Source organism: Pseudomonas sp. SJZ079 (assembly GCF_007993865.1).
GTDB lineage: Bacteria > Pseudomonadota > Gammaproteobacteria > Pseudomonadales > Pseudomonadaceae > Aquipseudomonas.
On the sequence record NZ_VIUH01000028.1, the window covers coordinates 39,188 to 55,866 of the forward strand.

Genomic DNA, 16,679 nt, shown 5'->3' on the forward strand with positions numbered 1-16,679 from the left:
GACGGCTTGAACTTGACCGGAGGAGGCATGCCCCCTGCATTCGGTCAGCACAGCAACTGCCGTTCGCAGCCAGCCTCCACGTCGCGGTAGTCGATCTGCGCCCGCTTGAGCGGCAGGTCGATGCTCAAGCGGCAGTAGTGATCGCCGTGACGCCAGGCCATGACCACGCAGGAATCGCTCGAGGAGTTGAGTTCGAAGCGCCCTTCAAACGCCGGGTAGTGACTGCGAAAGCGCATCAAGGCCAACAGACGACGTACCACCGGCTTGCTCATGGCAGTGTCCACCTCGGCCAGGCTGAACGAGTGGCGATTGATATCGCGCGCCTCGCCGGTGCTGTCCATCAACTCGTAATCGTTGCCGCCGGCCAACAAGCCGACGTAGTACACCTGGGGAATACCGGGGCAGAAGAACTGGATGGCGCGGGCGACTATGTAGGCATCGTCATCGCACAGCAGCGCCTCGTAGAAGGTGCAGGTCAGCTGATAGATCGCACCTACGCTGTGCACATTGGCCGCCGAGCGACGCAATATCGGGTCGGCACTGCGCTGAGAAACGTCCTCGACCAAGGCCTTGATCCGATCATCCGGCAGCACACCTTCGACATCCGGAATGCAGATGCCGTCATGGGTATCGAGCACCGTGATCTGGTTACGCGGGCACATCCGCAGCCAGTGCTTGAGGTAACGACTGCTGACCTCCAGCAGGCTGTGCAACAGCAGCGGCGGCAGGGCGAAGGCGTAAGGGCGCATGCCACGCCGCGAGATCGCGTACTGATAGCTGTTGTGATCGTGCACTTCCGGCAGGGTTTCGGCGCCGTATTTCTGCGCGGTATCCCTGAACCACTCGAGGATGCGATACACCTCGGGCTCGACTAGGAAGCAACTGGTGCCGATCCGCTTGGTGGTGTAACCGAAGGCATCCAGGCGAAACAACTTGACCCCGCGCGCCGCGAGAAAGGCGATGTAACGCTCCATCAGCTGGTAGGTATGCGCCGAGCTGTAGTCAAGATCGATCTGTTTCTCGGTGAAGGTGCACCAGACCCGGCCCTGCTCGCCATTGGCAAAGGTCACCTGGCGAAACGGCTCTTTTTCTTTGCGAATGTGAATAAGCGCCAGATCCTCGGGGCTTATGTCCCCCAGCGGGTCTACTTGCACGAACAGATCCGCATAGACAGACGCCGGCCCATGGCGCAGAAAATCCTGGAACTCCACCGACTCGTCGGAAATATGGTTGATGGTCAGGTCGAGGCAGAGATCGTAACGGGCGGAAATCCGCTCGACATCGGCCCAGCTGCCGAATGCGGGATCGACCTCGGTATGGGTCAGCGGGGAAAAGCCGCTATCGGCATTGGAAGGATAGAGCGGCAGGATATGCACGCCGCCGATGGCATCCCCCACATGCTGGTCCAACACCTGGTAAAGATCACTCAGGTCATTGCCCATACGGTTGGGGTAACAGATCAACTGGACGGCATTACGCAGTGACATGGCAGCCCCTCTGGCTTGGTTGTGTTTCAAGCAACCCTAGCAAGAATCGACAAGCCTGCCGGAAAAAACCCTATTCAGCGTATGTCACCGCGCCAACAAAAAGGCCGGCACCTTTCGGTTGCCGGCCTGTTCTGCTGCGCCTTGAGCTGCGCTTACAGCGGCTTGCCGCGGTTACCATGCTGGCTGACGAAACCCTGAACGGTTTTCAGATCATTGGCCAGCACAGTGCAACGCTCCTCGCGCTCGAACAAGTCGGCCAGGTGCGCCGGCAGTGCAGGCGCCTGGCCGACACCGGCCTTCTCCACCGCTTCGGGGAATTTCACCGGGTGCGCAGTACCGAGAATCACCATCGGCACCGCCAGGCTGCGACGGCAGTCGCGCGCCGCCTTGACGCCGATGGCGGTGTGCGGGTCGAGCAACTCGCCGCACTCCTGGTACACCTCGGCAATGGTTTCGCAGGTCTCGGCATCATTCACCGCCAGTGAGTCGAACAGCTTGCGCGCCTCGACCCAGCGGTCCTCTTCGACGCTGAAACCCCCGCCCTGCTTGAAGGTGCTCATCAGTTCGGCAATCGCCGCGCCGTTGCGCCCGTGCAGGTCGAACAACAGACGCTCGAAGTTCGACGAGACCATGATGTCCATGGATGGCGACAGGGTCGGATGCAGATCGCCCTTCACATACTGATTGCCGCTCATGAAGCGGTGCAGGATGTCGTTGCGGTTGGTCGCGACGATCAGCTGGCTGATCGGCAGGCCCATGTTGCGCGCCAGGTAGCCGGCGAAGATGTCGCCGAAGTTACCGGTCGGTACCGAGAAGGCCACCGAGCGCGCCGGGCCGCCGAGCTGCAGCGAGGCATGGAAGTAGTAGACGATCTGGGCCATGATCCGCGCCCAGTTGATCGAGTTCACCGCCACCAATCGCGTACCCTTGAGGAAACTCTGGTCAGCGAAGCTGTCCTTGACCATTTCCTGGCAGTCGTCGAAGTTGCCTTGCACGGCGATGTTGTGGATGTTCTCGCCGAGAATGGTGGTCATCTGCCGACGTTGCACCTCGGACACACGGTTGTGCGGGTGCAGGATGAAGATGTCGACGTTGTCGCAACGGCGGCAGCCTTCGATGGCCGCCGAACCGGTGTCGCCGGAGGTGGCGCCCATGATCACCACGCGCTCTCCGCGCTTTTCCAGCACGTAATCGAGCAGGCGGCCGAGCAATTGCAGGGCGAAGTCCTTGAACGCCAGGGTCGGGCCATGGAACAGTTCGAGCACCCACTCATTACCATTCAGCTGACGCAACGGCGCTACGGCGTTATGGGCGAATACCCCCCCACCTGCAGCATAGGTTTCCTCGAGGATCTTCTTGAACTCGGCATCCGGGATGCTGCCGGTGACGAACGGACGCATCACCCTGAAGGCCAGCTCGTGGTAAGGCAAGCCGGCCCAGGAGGCGATTTCCTCTTGAGTGAAGCGCGGCAGGTTTTCCGGTACGTAGAGGCCGCCATCGCTGGCCAGGCCAGCCAGCAGCACGTCTTCGAAATTCAGGGCCGGTGCCTGGCCGCGGGTACTGATATAACGCATGGTTGCAAACCTTCGGTGTGAGCTGTGGGCGGCACGCTTGCCTTAGGCGAGGCGCCGCTGGCTGCGACTTAATTCAACTGTTCGACGCGAATCCGCACGACATTGCCGACGACATCGCCCAACGCCTCCAGGGCGACGATCGCATCATTCATGTGCTGCTCGGTCACCCGGTGGGTCACCAGAATCATCGGCACCAAACCATCATGCTCTTCGACTTCCTTCTGCATGATCGACTCTATATTGATGCCGCGCTCCGACAGGATGCTCGCCACCTGCGCCAGCACACCGGGTTGATCCTTGGCCTGGATACGCAGGTAGTAAGCACTCTCGCAGGCGCCGATAGGCAGAATCGGGTGATCGGACAGCGAATCCGGCTGGAAGGCCAGGTGTGGTACGCGGTTGGTCGGGTCGGTGGTCAGCGCGCGCACCACATCGACCAGATCGGCGATGACCGAAGAGGCCGTCGGTTCCATGCCGGCGCCGGCGCCGTAATACAGCGTGCTGCCGGCGGCGTCGCCATTGACCATCACCGCATTCATCACCCCGTTGACGTTGGCGATCAAGCGATCGGCCGGGATCAGCGTCGGGTGCACGCGCAGCTCGATACCGGCATCGGTACGTCGGGCCACGCCCAGGTGTTTGATGCGGTAGCCCAGGGCCTCGGCATAGTTGACGTCGGCCGTGGTCAGCTGGGTGATGCCCTCGGTATAGGCCTTGTCGAATTGCAACGGAATGCCGAAGGCAATGGAGGCGAGGATGGTCAGCTTGTGCGCGGCGTCGATGCCTTCGACGTCGAAGGTCGGGTCGGCCTCGGCATAACCCAGGGCCTGGGCTTCTTTCAGCACATCGTCGAAGGCCCGGCCCTTCTCACGCATTTCGCTGAGGATGAAGTTACCAGTGCCGTTGATGATGCCCGCCAGCCAGTTGATCTGGTTGGCCGCCAACCCCTCACGGATCGCCTTGATCACCGGAATACCGCCGGCCACGGCGGCTTCGAAGGCAACGATCACGCCCTTCTCGCGAGCCCTGGCGAAAATCTCGTTGCCGTGCATGGCGATCAACGCCTTGTTCGCGGTGACCACATGCTTGCCGTTGTCGATGGCTTTGAGCACCAGTTCGCGGGCAATACTGCTACCGCCGATCAATTCGATGACGATGTCGATCTCGGGATTGTCGACCAGTTCAAACACATCGTGGGTAATCGCGGTGCCGGTAATGTCGCAGTGCGGGTTCGGCGAACGCAGCGCAATCTGCGCCACTTCGATGTCACGCCCAGCACGCCGCGCAATTTCTTCGGCGTTACGCTTGAGCACATTGAATGTACCGCCACCGACGGTACCCAGCCCACAGATGCCTACTTTGACCGGTTTCACACTGAACTCCCCATCTGCACTGCGAAAAACGGCCGGGGCAGGCCCCGGCCGCAGAAAAAGAGCCGCACATTACGAAGCGGCTGTTTATTAGTCAATCAGCTCGACACCACCCGTTACTTGGCGTCGAGGGCCAGCTTGGCCAACTGTGGCGCCGGCTGGTAGCCCGGAATCATCTTGCCATTGGCCAGGACGATAGCCGGGGTGCCATTGACGCCAATCATTTGCCCCAACTGGTATTGCTTGGCCACCGGATTGTCACACTTCGCCTCGGGCACTTCCTGCCGTGACTTGGCGGTATTCATTGCCGCCTGGCGGTCCTTGGCGCACCAGACGCTCACCAGCTCGTTGTAGGCCGGGCTCGCCAGGCCCTGACGCGGGAAGGCGACGTAACGCACTTCAACGCCCTGGCGATTGAGCTCCGGCACCTCACTGTGCAGTTTCTGGCAGTAACCACAATCGGTGTCGGTGAACACGGTGATATGGGTCTTGGGCGCCTTCGGGGCGAACACCACCATTTCCTCGGTTGGAATGCCGTTGATTTCCTTGGCAATCGCTCGGCTTTCTTCCTGCTCGGTCAGGTTGATCGCCTGACCATCCTTGAACTGGTAGAGATAGCCCTGCATGACGAACTGGCCATCGGCACTGGCATACAACTGACGCCCGCCCTTGAGCTGAACCTGGTACAGACCGGGCATCGGGCTTTCCGCGATGGCCTCGATCGGCATGTCGGGCTGGATCGACTGCAGGTTCTTGCGGATGGCCTGATCGGCATCGGCAGCCAGACTCAGGCTGCTGACCACACTCAAAGCCACAGCGGCGAAAATTCGGGTTACGCGCATGGTTACTCCTGTTGAGTATTAGACGCTTTAGCGTTGCACGAAGCCTACCATAGAAGCCCGCAAAGGCCGACTGCGGCAGGCCGGACGGACCACTCAGCCGCGCGGATGGTGCTCGGCATGCAGCGCTTGCAGGCGGGCCTGGGCGATGTGGGTATAAATCTGTGTAGTCGACAGATCGCTGTGCCCCAGCAACATCTGCACCACGCGCAAATCGGCGCCATGATTGAGCAGGTGAGTGGCAAAGGCATGGCGCAGGGTGTGCGGCGACAGGGCCTTGACGATGCCAGCGACCCTGGCCTGGTGCTTGATTCGGTGCCAGAAGGTCTGTCGGGTCATTTGCACGCCGCGCAAGCTGGGGAACAATACGTCGCTGGGCTTGCCGTCGAGCAGAAAGGGGCGCGCCTCTTTGCTGTAGCGCTCGATCCACAGGATCGCCTCCTCGCCCAACGGCACCAGACGCTCCTTGCTGCCCTTGCCGAACACCCGCAACACGCCCTGGCGCAGGTTGACCTGCTCCAGGGTCAGGCCAATCAACTCACTGACGCGCAGGCCACAGGCGTACAGCACCTCGAACATGGCGCGATCACGCAAGCCAACCGGGTCATCCAGTTCGGGGGCTGCCAGCAACGCCTCGACATCGGCCTCCGACAGGGATTTCGGCAACGCTCGACCGAGCTGCGGTAATTCGACACGCAGCGTAGGATCGACCTCGATAACCCCTTCGCGCAGAAGGAAACGGTACAAACCGCGTAGCGCAGAGATCAGTCGCGCCGTAGAGCGCGCCTGACAGCCGGTACTCAGGCGCCAGCTAAGATGATCGAGCAGCACTTCGCGGCCAACCTGTTGCAACTCCACCCCCCGCTCGACCAGCCAGGCATTGAAGTGAACCAGATCGCTGCGGTAGGCCATACGGGTATTCTCCGACAAGCCCTTTTCCAGCCAGAGAGCTTCGAGAAAACGATCAATCAGCGGATGGTCGATGACAGTCATGCGGGGCTCATGCGAGGACTATGGCGGCGATTGAAAGCGGGTTAGTCTTTCACACCCAGGTCATGTACGACCAGCGGCATGCACACAAGGACACTCGATGAACGAGCAGCAAATTCTCCTCGCCTTCGCCGCCATTGGCACGGCCGCACTCGCCTGCCAGTGGCTGGCTTGGCGCCTGCGCCTACCGGCGATCCTGTTTTTGCTGATTGGTGGCATCCTCGCAGGGCCGATCTTCGGCTGGCTTGATCCACAAGCGCTATTCGGCCCGCTGTTGTTCCCCATGGTATCGATGTCCGTGGCCCTGATTCTGTTCGAGGGCAGCCTGACCCTACACCTGTCCGAGTGGCGCGAAATCGGCAGCGTGGTCAGACGCATGGTCACAGTCGGCGCGCTGTCCACCTGGGCGGTCATCGCCATCGCCACCCACTACCTGCTCGACTTCGCCTGGGACATGGCCCTGCTGTTCGGCACCCTGACCCTGGTGACCGGGCCCACGGTGATAGTGCCGATGCTGCGCGTGGTGCGCCCGAAAGCCTCGGTCGCCAACATCCTGCGCTGGGAAGGCATCGTCATCGACCCGATCGGCGCCCTGCTCGCCGTTGTGATCTACAGCTTCATCATCGCCAGCGGCGAAGGCGGCGGCTGGAACCACAGCCTGGGCACCTTCGCCGGAGTCATCCTCTGCGGCAGCCTGTTCGGCATTGCCGGCGGCTGGGCACTCGGTCAAGTGCTGCGGCGCCAGTGGCTGCCCGACTACCTGCATAACCTCGCGGTACTGGCGACGGTGCTCGGCATCTTCATCGCCTCCAACGAGGTCATGCACGAGTCCGGCCTGCTCGCGGTCACGCTGATGGGCATGTGGCTGGCCAACATGAAAGGCGTGGATGTCAGGCACATCCTGCACTTCAAGGAGAACCTCAGCGTGCTGCTGATCTCCGGGCTGTTTATCCTCCTCGCCGCCCGCCTCGACCTGGCCGCCCTGCTCGCCCTGGGCCCGGCAGTTCTGATACTGCTCGCCATCATTCAGTTCATCGCTCGCCCGATCAATGTGGCGCTGTCGACATTTGGCTCCAACCTCAACTGGCGCGAGCGCGCCCTATTGGCCTGGATCTCCCCGCGCGGCATCGTTGCCGCAGCAGTCTCGGCGATCTTCGCCATTCGCTTGAGCGAATCCGGCCACGATGGCGCCCAACTCCTGGTACCGCTGACATTTGCCGTGATCATCGGCACCGTAGTCCTGCAAAGTGCCACCGCACGCCCACTGGCCAGCCTGCTAAAAGTCGCCGAGCCGGCACCCAGCGGCTTCCTTATCGTCGGCGCCAACCCTGTCGCCAGGGCAATAGGCAAAGCCCTGCAGCAACTGGGTTGCCGCGTACTGCTGACCGATTCCAGCTGGGAAAATATTCGCGCCGCGCGCATGGAGAACCTACCGACCTACTTCGGCAACCCGGCGTCCCAGCATGCCGAGGCGCACCTCGACCTGGTCGGTCTCGGCCACTTATTGGCACTGTCCCCGGCGGGCGAGCTGAATACCCTGGCGAGCATGCGTTTTCGTCATGAATTTGGTGCGACACACCTGTTCAGCCTGGCCAGCGGTCAGGAAAGCCGGCGCACCGACAAACACCGTGCCAGCGACGAGCATCGCGGCCGACCGCTGGGTAGCCAAGCCATGACGTACCCACACGCGGCCAGTCGCCTTTCCCATGGCGCCGAGTTGTACAGCACCACATTGACCGACACTTTCGACTGGAACGACTACCAGTCGCTGCATGGCGTACGGGCAACCTTGCTATTCGCCCGTGATCGGGAGGGCTGGGTACATGTGGCGACGCCAGACAACAGCGTGCAGCCGAAGACGGGCTGGACCCTGGTATCCCTGATCGAAGCACAGAAGGAAAATGCGGCTATCGCCGAGCAGGACAGTCTGGCTGAGAACAAGCCTGAAAGCGCAAAGCACTCGGCCTAGGGCCTAGGCCGGCACCTGGGTCAGCGTCTTTAGGTGCGCCTGACTCAGGTCGCCGATGCCAACGCAAAGGCCGGGAGCACGGGCACCGGCTTCTTCTCGTCATCGATGGCGACGAAGCTGAAGACGCCATTGATGGCCCGTTCGCGGCCATCGCTGTACATGCTCTCGACGAACACCTCGACTTCGACCTTGAGGCTGGTGTTACCCACCTTGATCACCCGCGCGACCAACTCGACGATCGAACCCGCCGCAATAGCATGATTGAAGTCGATCCGATCAGAGGACACCGTCACCAGCGGCAAACGACAGAATCGCGTGGCCGCCCGCGATGAATGACACTTCGTCCATCCACGCCAGCGCGGTGCCGCCGAACAGGCTGTTGTGATGGTTGGTAGTGAGCGGAAAAAACGCCTGGGTCACGCGGGTTTCCGACAGTTCGGTGCGCCGCAGGATCTCTTGCTCTCGCGAGGTCATACCACTACCCATATCCATCGATGTGGCTGTCTCCAGAATGCAAGGCCGCATGCTTACCGCCTCTCTGCAGACGCACAGCATGTCTCTATGCCGAACCACCGACACCCATCGATCAGCCAGCTCCATAAACGAAAAAAGCAGCCCGAAGGCTGCTTTTTTGCTGGGAAGCTTGGCTTAAACCAGCTTTTCCTTGATACGTGCTGCCTTACCGGACAGAGCGCGCAGGTAGTACAGCTTGGCTTTGCGCACATCGCCGCGACGCTTGACGGCCAGGCTGTCAACCAGCGGGCTGTAGGTCTGGAAAGTACGTTCAACACCAACACCGTTGGAGATCTTGCGAACAGTAAAGGCGCTGTTCAGACCACGGTTGCGCTTGGCGATGACAACGCCTTCGAATGCCTGCAGACGCTGACGGTCGCCTTCCTTCACTTTTACCTGAACGACAATGGTGTCGCCCGGCGCAAAAGGAGGAATCTCTTTACCCATCTGCTCAGCTTCGATCTGCTGAATAATTTTGTTGGTCATGCTGCGCTCCTAAGACAGGCCGTCTGGCGTGTCATCGATACATTAACTATCGTCCTGCTGGCGGATGTATTCCTCCAGCAATTTCTTCTCTTCTCCAGAAAGCGAGCGGCTTTCCAGAAGATCAACGCGACGTTGCCAGGTCCGACCAAGGGACTGCTGTAAACGCCAGCGCCGGATGTGTTCGTGATTGCCACTGAGCAACACTTGTGGAACACATTTATCCGCATACACCTCCGGGCGGGTGTAGTGCGGGCAGTCGAGCAGGCCATCCGTAAAGGAGTCCTCCTCGGCCGAGTCTGCATGACCCAATGCACCAGGCAAAAGGCGCGTTACCGCATCGATCAGCACCATGGCCGGCAGCTCACCGCCAGACAGGACATAATCCCCGATCGACCATTCTTCATCGACATGCGCCTCAATGAAGCGCTCATCAATACCTTCATAGCGTCCAGCGATGAGGATTAAAGCCTCCTCGTTCACCAGTTCACGCACTGCTGACTGAGTCAGCTGGTGACCTTGCGGCGACAGGTAAATTACCTTCGCTTTTACACCTGCGGCCTGCTTGGCATCGAGCAAAGCATCCTCAAGCGGCTTGATCTTCATCACCATGCCAGGACCACCACCAAAGGGACGGTCATCCACGGTGTGATGACGGTCTGTGGTGTAGCTCCTTGGATTCCAGCAGGTCAGCTGTAACAGCCCCTGCTTTACCGCGCGGCTAGTGATGCCGTAATCACTGATAGCGGCAAACATTTCCGGAAATAGCGTAATGACTTCAACGCGCAAGCTAGGCATGTCGCTTAGAAGTCCGCATCCCAGTCGACTCGCATTTCGCCAGCGGCCAGATCAATCGACAACACGCATTGCTCGGTATAGGGCAACAGGCGTTCACGCTGATCCAAGCTGTCGGTGCAAGGTTTGACCACCATCACATCGTTGGCACCGGTCTCGAATAACTGGTCGATCGTGCCGAGCAACTGCCCAACCTGATCAATCACCTTCAGACCTACCAACTGCGACCAGTAGAACTCACCAGGCGCGAGTTCGGGCAGCTCACTGCGGGGGACAAGAATTTCAAAACCGGCGAAGCTACGAGCCACTTCGCGATCATCCAGTCCTTTCAGCTTTGCTACTACGACCTTGCCTTGCAAGCGGCCACTGACCAACTCAACTTGCTTTACCTCGTTGTCACGCTTGAGCGTCCAACGCGGGTAATCGAGCACATTGTCGATCGGGTCGGTAAAGGAATACACCTTCACGTCACCTTTCACGCCATGCACCGAAACGATCTTGCCGAGTACCACTAGGTCCTCGGCTGGAGCTGGCGTTGTGCTCATAAATGACTTAGGCAGCAGCCTTAGCCGATTCCTTGAGCAGCTGAGCAACACGCTCAGACGGCTGTGCACCCTGGCTCAGCCAGTAGGTGACGCGCTCTTGGTTAACAGACAGCTTGATTTCAGCGCCCGAAGCAACCGGGTTGAAGAAACCAACACGCTCAACGAAACGACCGTCGCGCGCATTGCGGCTGTTGGTCACGGTGAGGTGGTAAAAAGGGCGCTTTTTGGAGCCGCCACGGGCAAGACGGATGGTTACCATTGAACTTCGTTCCTGTAGTCGGTGCTGCAAAACAAAAATGCGAGCATAGGGCACTAGGCCCGAAAGGCCGCATATTCTAAGGATTATCCAGCTTTTTGCAAATCTCTTTTTCGCCAGCCACGTGACTAGCGAATAGAGCACACATCGCCAGCGGCAAGACTGCTGCGCCACTGGCAAGGCATTAGGTTTAAAACTTCGGCATGCCGCCGCCTGGGAGCATTCCACCCATGCCGCGCATCATCTTGGCCATACCGCCCTTGGCAGTAAATTTCTTCATCATCTTTTGCATTTGCTTGTGCTGCTTGATCAGCCGCCCGATGTCCTGCACCTGAGTGCCGGAACCCATGGCGATACGCCGCTTGCGCGAGCCACTGATGATTTCCGGATCACGACGCTCACCCGGGGTCATCGAGTTGATGATCGCTTCCATCTGCTTGAACTGCTTCTCGGCCGCGCCCTGCGCATTGCCCATCTGCGCCAGATTGACGCCACCCATCTGCGGCAGCTTGTCCATCAAGCCGCCCAGACCACCCATGTTTTTCATCTGCTGCAACTGATCGCGGAAGTCTTCCAGGTCGAAGCCCTTGCCCTTCTTTAGCTTCTTCGTCAGTTTCTCGGCTTTATCCCGATCGAGGGTCTGCTCGGCCTGCTCGATCAGGCTGAGCACATCCCCCATACCCAGAATGCGCGAGGCGATACGCTCGGGGTGGAAAGGCTCCAAAGCCTCACTTTTCTCGCCCATACCGATGAATTTGATGGGCTTGCCGGTAATGGCGCGCACCGAGAGCGCCGCACCACCACGGGCATCGCCGTCGACCTTGGTCAGCACCACACCGGTCAACGGCAGGGCATCGGCGAAGGCCTTGGCCGTATTAGCCGCATCCTGACCCGTCATCGCATCGACCACGAACAGGGTCTCAGCCGGCTTGACCGCAGCATGCAGCGCCTGTATCTCCGCCATCATCTCGGCATCGATAGCCAGGCGACCCGCGGTATCGAGAATCACCACATCGATGAATTTGAGCTTGGCCTCCCGGATCGCCGCCTCGGCAATGGCCACCGGCTTTTGGCTGATATCGGAGGGGAAGAAGGTCACGCCAACTTCGCTGGCCAGGGTTTCCAGCTGCTTGATCGCCGCAGGGCGATAGACGTCCGCCGAGACCACCAGCACGCTCTTCTTCTTACGCTCCTTGAGGAAGCGCGCCAACTTGCCCACGGTGGTGGTTTTACCTGCCCCCTGCAAGCCCGCCATCAACACCACCGCCGGTGGCGTGACGTTCAGCACCAAGTCTTCGTTGGCCGCGCCCATCAGCTCTTCCAGCTCGGCCCGCACGATCTTCACGAAGGCCTGGCCCGGCGTCAGGCTTTTCGAGACTTCGGTGCCGACCGCGCGCTCCTTGACCTTGTTCACGAAGTCCTTGACCACCGGCAAGGCAACATCGGCCTCGAGCAACGCCATGCGCACTTCACGCAAGGTGTCTTTGATGTTGTCCTCGGTCAGTTTGGCTTTGCCGGTGACGTTACGCAGGGTCTGCGAGAGGCGATCAGTTAGATTTTCGAACATGCGCGTTCCTTTCAGGCTCTATGGAGCCGAGGGGTGGGCTTGCAGCAGACCGCGGATTATAACCAAGACTCGACAGCACCGACACCGCCGGTGGTCTTTCGTGAAATGTCCTTTGTATGCCACACTCAGCGCCTTTCGGGCTTGCCTAATCAGGATTTATGCACCCTCTGTTGACCAGCCTTGCAGCCGCCGGCCTCTACCTTGGCGCCACTGCCTACCAGAGCTTCCAACTTAACCGGCGCGCCACTCCGGATAAACGTCTGCTAATTGCGCTCGGCCTGCTCGCCCTGGTCGGCCATGCGCTCAGTCTGTTTCATCAGCTGCTTGGCCCGAGCGGGCTGAACATAGATTTTTTCAGTGCCGCCAGCCTGATATCTGCCGCCGTTATCTTGCTGACGCTGCTGGCCTGCCTGCGCATACCCGTGGAAAACCTGCTGTTACTGTTTTTTCCACTGGGCTGCGTGACGGTTCTGCTGGCGCAGTTCATGCCTGCCGGCGTCATCCGCCCGATCGACGAAGAACCGGGCATTCTCGCCCATATCCTGCTGTCGATCACGGCCTACGGCATGCTCACCATTGCCGCGTTCCAGTCGCTGTTGCTGCTGCTGCAGGACCATCAACTGAAACACAAACATCCCTCCGGATTGATCAAGAACTTCCCGCCACTGCAGACCATGGAAAGCCTACTGTTTGGCTTCCTCTGGGCAGGCTGGGCGCTGCTCTCGCTGTCACTGCTGTCCGGCGCGCTGTTTCTCGAAGATCTGTTTGCCCAGCATCTGGTACACAAAACCATCCTCTCCTGCTTCGCCTGGGTGGTGTTTGCCGTACTGCTATGGGGGCGTTATCAGCTTGGCTGGCGCGGTCACAAAGCCATCCGCTGGACCCTGGCAGGCTTTTGCCTGCTAATGCTGGCCTATTTCGGCAGCAAACTGGTCCGCGAATTCATCCTGCATCTCTAGGCAAATCCCCGTGGACAATGTGCCCCCTGGCTTCCTGATTGGCCTGCTGATATTCCTGCTCGCCTGCTCGGCGTTTTTCTCCAGTTCGGAAACCAGCCTGCTCAGCCTCAACCGCTACCGCCTGCGCCACCTCGCCAAGCAAGGGCATCGCGGCGCCAAGCGCGTCAGCGCCCTGCTGAGTCGCCCGGACCGGCTGCTTGGCACCATCCTGATCGGCAACAACTTCGTCAACATCCTCGCCTCATCCATCGCCACCGTTTTGGCCATCCAGTTGTGGGGCGAGGCTGGCATCGCCATTGCCACCATAGGCCTGACTCTGGCGCTGTTGATTTTCGGCGAAATCACCCCGAAAACCCTGGCCGCCCTGCGCCCGGAAACAGTCGCCTACCCGTTCAGCCTGCCGCTGATGCTGCTGCTCAAACTGTTCTACCCCCTGGTAGTCGTGCTGAACTGGATCAGCAATGGCCTGCTCAAACTACTGGGAGTAGACCCTGCCAGCAAAACCAGCGACAGCCTGACCACCGAAGAGTTACGTAGCGTGGTGGGAGAGCCGGGCCATGAGCTACCGAAGAATCGCCAGGACATGCTGCTGGGCATTCTCGACCTGGAAAAGGTCACGGTAGACGACATCATGATCCCGCGTAACGACGTCACCGGCATCAATCTGGAAGATGACATCGAAACCATTATCAGTCAGCTACGCACCACCCCCCATACCCGACTGCCGGTGTTTCGCAATGACATCAACCAGGTCGAGGGTGTTGTGCACATGCGTCAGATCGCCCGCCTGCTGACCCATAACCAACTGACCAAGGACAGCCTGCTCGCGGCCTGCAGCGAGCCTTACTTCATCCCGGAAAACACCCCGCTGTCGACCCAGCTGATCAACTTCCAGAAGCACAAGCACCGCATAGGCATCGTCGTCGACGAATATGGCGACGTGATCGGCATCGTCAGCCTGGAAGACATTCTCGAAGAGATTGTCGGCGACTTCAGCAACCAGAGCGCCCTGCGCAGCCCAGACATTCACCCTCAGGAAGACGGGACCCTGGTGATAGATGGCGCCGCTTACATTCGTGAAGTAAACAAGAGCCTCGACTGGCACCTGCCCTGCGATGGACCCAAGACCCTCAACGGCCTGATCACCGAAGCCCTGGAAACCATTCCAGACAGCGCCGTGTGTCTGAAGATAGGGCCTTACCGCCTGGAAATCCTGCAGTCCTCGGAAAACCGCGTGAAAAGCGTACGAGTCTGGCAGTCCGCACCTAAAGCGCAGCCAGAGCCGGAACAGGAATCGGCGACAGACTAAGCTCCGCTGCCAAGCTCTGCGCCCAGACGCTATAGCCCAGGCTCGAGGGGTGAAAACCATCGAGCGCCAGGTACGCGGCGGAAAACCGCAGGCGCAACGGGTAATAGCCGGCACCCGAGCGCTCGGCGACTTGACGCAAGCGCGCATCCAGCAGCGCCGCCCGCGCACCCAGCAAACGCCGCAGCAGCCAGGGCAACGCGGTGAAATGCTGCAACGGCGGCACGCCGCAAAACGCCACCCGAGCGCCACCCGCGGCCAATTCATCAGTCACTCGGGTCAGTGACGATTGCCAACGCCGCATCGAGGTGAAACCTGTGGTGTCGTTGACCCCGAACAGCAACAACGCAAGGTCTACATGGTCATCCAGCACCTGCGGCAGCAGACGCTCACAGGCTTGGGTGACGCGGATGCCATTCTCGCCGCAGGCACGCCACAGCACAGGCCGGCCATGACGCGCGGCCAAGGCCTGCGCCAAACATCCGACCAAGGCATGCTGCAGACAGCCGGCGCCAACACCGACGACCGTGGACTCGCCTAACAGCAGTAAGCGCAAGGGCTCACCGGGCAAGTCGGCACCCACCACACCACGCCGAGGGCCAGCGGCGGGCGCCAGTCGTAACGCCGTGCGCCGCGCGAGAATCGCCAAGGGCACTGCCAGCGGCAATGACGGCAGTGCCGCCAGCCACCAGAGCAACCCGCGCCAGCGACTCACAACTCGATGCTGACCGCCTGCGCCACGCGGGCAGCCTTGGCCCGCGCAGCCTGCAGCGACTCATCGCGGGCCAACGCCACGCCCATGCGGCGCTGCCCGCTGACCTCCGGCTTGCCGAACAAACGCAGCGCGGTATCCGGCTCAACCAGGGCCGCGCCCAGGTTAGCGAAACTGACCTGGCGTGACTCGCCTTCAGCCAGCAACACCGCCGAGGCCGACGGGCCCAGCTGGCGGATCGCCGGAACCGGCAGGCCGAGGATGGCCCGCGCATGCAAGGCGAACTCGGACATATCCTGGGAAATCAGGGTTACCAGACCGGTGTCATGGGGACGCGGGGAGACTTCGCAGAACCACACCTGATCACCCTTGACGAACAACTCGACGCCAAACAGCCCGCGACCGCCCAATGCGTCGGTCACGGCCAAGGCGATGCGCTCGGCCTCGGCCTGGGCCTTTGCGCTCATCGGCTGCGGCTGCCAGGACTCCTGATAATCGCCCTTGACCTGACGATGCCCGACTGGCGCGCAGAACGTAGTGCCGCCGGCATGGCGCACGGTCAGCAGCGCGATCTCGTAGTCGAAATCGATGAAACCCTCGACGATGACCCGCCCCTTGCCAGCACGCCCGCCGGCCTGCGCGTAATCCCAGGCCGCCTGCAGATCATCCAGGCTCTTCAATAACGACTGGCCCTTGCCGGATGAACTCATGATCGGTTTGATCAGGCAGGGAAAGCCCAACGCCTGCACCGCCGCGCGACAGGCTTCGAATGAGTCGGCAAACTGGTAAGGCGAGGTCGGCAAGCCCAGCTCTTCGGCCGCCAGACGGCGAATACCCTCGCGGTTCATGGTCAACTGTGCGGCGCGCGCACTGGGAATCACGGTAAAGCCCTCATTCTCCAGCGCAACCAGGGTCGCCGTGGCGATCGCCTCGATCTCCGGAACGATGTAATGCGGCTGCTCCAGCTCGATCACCGCGCGCAGCGCGGCATCGTCGAGCATATCGACCACATGGCTACGATGCGCCACCTGCATGGCCGGCGCATTGGCGTAGCGATCCAGCGCAATCACCTCAACACCGAGGCGCTGCAGCTCGATCACCACTTCTTTGCCCAGCTCGCCAGACCCACAGAGCAAGACTCGAATTGCGCTCGGCGACAACGGGGTTCCTATACGGGGCATAGCAGGTCCTTAGAGCAACGAGGAAAAGGGAAATAAATGGATCTTCGCATTGTCGCGGGGAAGAGAGGATTGACAGTCAGGGATGCAGGTAAATTGGCAGTCGCCAAACACACCAGCCCCTGCACCCTGCTGT

General features: G+C 60.5%; 15 protein-coding genes and 1 pseudogene. 3 read left to right on the top strand and 13 right to left on the bottom strand.

All coding sequences use genetic code 11. The annotated features are described in order from the left end of the window. Window positions 1-44: 44 nt before the first annotated feature. The 5 genes from gtfA to xerD all read right to left on the bottom strand — a co-directional run bounded on the left by gtfA (window position 45) and on the right by xerD (window position 6,263). Complete coding sequence (gtfA, locus tag FBY03_RS19690; RefSeq protein ID WP_147174047.1) at window positions 45-1,487, bottom strand: sucrose phosphorylase; 1,443 nt, start codon at window positions 1,485-1,487, stop codon at window positions 45-47. Between the two features lie 152 nt (window positions 1,488-1,639). Next, entirely contained in the window at window positions 1,640-3,061 is a 1,422-nt protein-coding gene (gene thrC / locus FBY03_RS19695) for a threonine synthase (RefSeq protein WP_147174048.1), read from the bottom strand. 68 nt (window positions 3,062-3,129) lie between these two features. Continuing rightward, window positions 3,130-4,434 (bottom strand): homoserine dehydrogenase, encoded by a 1,305-nt coding sequence (locus FBY03_RS19700; protein ID WP_147174049.1) that lies wholly within the window; start codon window positions 4,432-4,434, stop codon window positions 3,130-3,132. A 113-nt stretch (window positions 4,435-4,547) separates the two neighbouring features. After that, entirely contained in the window at window positions 4,548-5,273 is a 726-nt protein-coding gene (locus tag FBY03_RS19705) for a DsbC family protein (protein WP_147174050.1), read from the bottom strand. Window positions 5,274-5,366: 93 nt separating this feature from the next. Next, entirely contained in the window at window positions 5,367-6,263 is an 897-nt protein-coding gene (gene xerD / locus FBY03_RS19710) for a site-specific tyrosine recombinase XerD (protein ID WP_147174051.1), read from the bottom strand. A 97-nt stretch (window positions 6,264-6,360) separates the two neighbouring features. Here xerD and FBY03_RS19715 point away from each other — a divergent pair, with 97 nt between their 5' ends. Further along, window positions 6,361-8,229: a sodium:proton antiporter gene (locus FBY03_RS19715; protein ID WP_147174052.1), complete on the top strand. Its 1,869-nt coding sequence runs from the start codon at window positions 6,361-6,363 to the stop codon at window positions 8,227-8,229. 44 nt (window positions 8,230-8,273) lie between these two features. On the opposite strand, the pseudogene FBY03_RS19720 reads toward FBY03_RS19715, so the two are convergent. The 6 genes and pseudogenes from FBY03_RS19720 to ffh all read right to left on the bottom strand — a co-directional run bounded on the left by FBY03_RS19720 (window position 8,274) and on the right by ffh (window position 12,388). Next, window positions 8,274-8,703: pseudogene (locus tag FBY03_RS19720) on the bottom strand (acyl-CoA thioesterase). Between the two features lie 174 nt (window positions 8,704-8,877). Continuing rightward, window positions 8,878-9,228 carry a 50S ribosomal protein L19 gene (gene rplS, locus FBY03_RS19725; protein ID WP_147174053.1) on the bottom strand — a complete coding sequence of 117 codons (351 nt, stop codon included), beginning with the start codon at window positions 9,226-9,228 and terminating at the stop codon, window positions 8,878-8,880. 42 nt (window positions 9,229-9,270) lie between these two features. After that, on the bottom strand, window positions 9,271-10,023 hold the full coding sequence (gene trmD / locus FBY03_RS19730) for a tRNA (guanosine(37)-N1)-methyltransferase TrmD (RefSeq protein WP_147174054.1): 753 nt from the start codon (window positions 10,021-10,023) through the stop codon (window positions 9,271-9,273). A 5-nt stretch (window positions 10,024-10,028) separates the two neighbouring features. Beyond that, on the bottom strand, window positions 10,029-10,565 hold the full coding sequence (gene rimM / locus FBY03_RS19735) for a ribosome maturation factor RimM (RefSeq protein ID WP_147174055.1): 537 nt from the start codon (window positions 10,563-10,565) through the stop codon (window positions 10,029-10,031). A gap of 7 nt (window positions 10,566-10,572) precedes the next feature. Next, window positions 10,573-10,824, bottom strand: coding sequence for a 30S ribosomal protein S16 (gene rpsP, locus FBY03_RS19740; RefSeq protein WP_025165100.1), 252 nt, complete (start codon window positions 10,822-10,824; stop codon window positions 10,573-10,575). Window positions 10,825-11,011: 187 nt separating this feature from the next. Next, window positions 11,012-12,388, bottom strand: a complete 1,377-nt coding sequence (gene ffh / locus FBY03_RS19745; RefSeq protein WP_147174056.1) for a signal recognition particle protein — start codon at window positions 12,386-12,388, stop codon at window positions 11,012-11,014. A 158-nt stretch (window positions 12,389-12,546) separates the two neighbouring features. On the opposite strand from ffh, the gene FBY03_RS19750 reads away from it, so the two are divergent. After that, window positions 12,547-13,347 carry an inner membrane protein YpjD gene (locus tag FBY03_RS19750; RefSeq protein ID WP_147174057.1) on the top strand — a complete coding sequence of 267 codons (801 nt, stop codon included), beginning with the start codon at window positions 12,547-12,549 and terminating at the stop codon, window positions 13,345-13,347. 10 nt (window positions 13,348-13,357) lie between these two features. Next, window positions 13,358-14,656, top strand: coding sequence for an HlyC/CorC family transporter (locus FBY03_RS19755; RefSeq protein WP_147174058.1), 1,299 nt, complete (start codon window positions 13,358-13,360; stop codon window positions 14,654-14,656). Here the strand turns inward: FBY03_RS19755 and FBY03_RS19760 are convergent. Together FBY03_RS19760 and purT are read right to left on the bottom strand one after the other, a co-directional pair. Further along, window positions 14,613-15,368, bottom strand: a complete 756-nt coding sequence (locus tag FBY03_RS19760; RefSeq protein WP_147174059.1) for an SGNH/GDSL hydrolase family protein — start codon at window positions 15,366-15,368, stop codon at window positions 14,613-14,615. The genes FBY03_RS19755 and FBY03_RS19760 overlap by 44 nt on opposite strands. Next, on the bottom strand, window positions 15,365-16,546 hold the full coding sequence (gene purT / locus FBY03_RS19765) for a formate-dependent phosphoribosylglycinamide formyltransferase (RefSeq protein WP_147174060.1): 1,182 nt from the start codon (window positions 16,544-16,546) through the stop codon (window positions 15,365-15,367). Before purT ends, FBY03_RS19760 begins: the two co-directional genes overlap by 4 nt. Between the last annotated feature and the right edge of the window lie 133 nt (window positions 16,547-16,679).

What these genes read in the sequence shown, in the direction of transcription:
- gtfA (WP_147174047.1), bottom strand. Translation starts at nt 1,487, where the DNA reads ATGTCACTGCGTAATGCCGTCCAGTTGATCTGTTACCCCAACCGTATG.
- thrC (WP_147174048.1), bottom strand. Translation starts at nt 3,061, where the DNA reads ATGCGTTATATCAGTACCCGCGGCCAGGCACCGGCCCTGAATTTCGAA.
- FBY03_RS19705 (WP_147174050.1), bottom strand. Translation starts at nt 5,273, where the DNA reads ATGCGCGTAACCCGAATTTTCGCCGCTGTGGCTTTGAGTGTGGTCAGC.
- xerD (WP_147174051.1), bottom strand. Translation starts at nt 6,263, where the DNA reads ATGACTGTCATCGACCATCCGCTGATTGATCGTTTTCTCGAAGCTCTC.
- FBY03_RS19715 (WP_147174052.1), top strand. Translation starts at nt 6,361, where the DNA reads ATGAACGAGCAGCAAATTCTCCTCGCCTTCGCCGCCATTGGCACGGCC.
- rplS (WP_147174053.1), bottom strand. Translation starts at nt 9,228, where the DNA reads ATGACCAACAAAATTATTCAGCAGATCGAAGCTGAGCAGATGGGTAAA.
- trmD (WP_147174054.1), bottom strand. Translation starts at nt 10,023, where the DNA reads ATGCCTAGCTTGCGCGTTGAAGTCATTACGCTATTTCCGGAAATGTTT.
- rimM (WP_147174055.1), bottom strand. Translation starts at nt 10,565, where the DNA reads ATGAGCACAACGCCAGCTCCAGCCGAGGACCTAGTGGTACTCGGCAAG.
- rpsP (WP_025165100.1), bottom strand. Translation starts at nt 10,824, where the DNA reads ATGGTAACCATCCGTCTTGCCCGTGGCGGCTCCAAAAAGCGCCCTTTT.
- ffh (WP_147174056.1), bottom strand. Translation starts at nt 12,388, where the DNA reads ATGTTCGAAAATCTAACTGATCGCCTCTCGCAGACCCTGCGTAACGTC.
- FBY03_RS19750 (WP_147174057.1), top strand. Translation starts at nt 12,547, where the DNA reads ATGCACCCTCTGTTGACCAGCCTTGCAGCCGCCGGCCTCTACCTTGGC.
- purT (WP_147174060.1), bottom strand. Translation starts at nt 16,546, where the DNA reads ATGCCCCGTATAGGAACCCCGTTGTCGCCGAGCGCAATTCGAGTCTTG.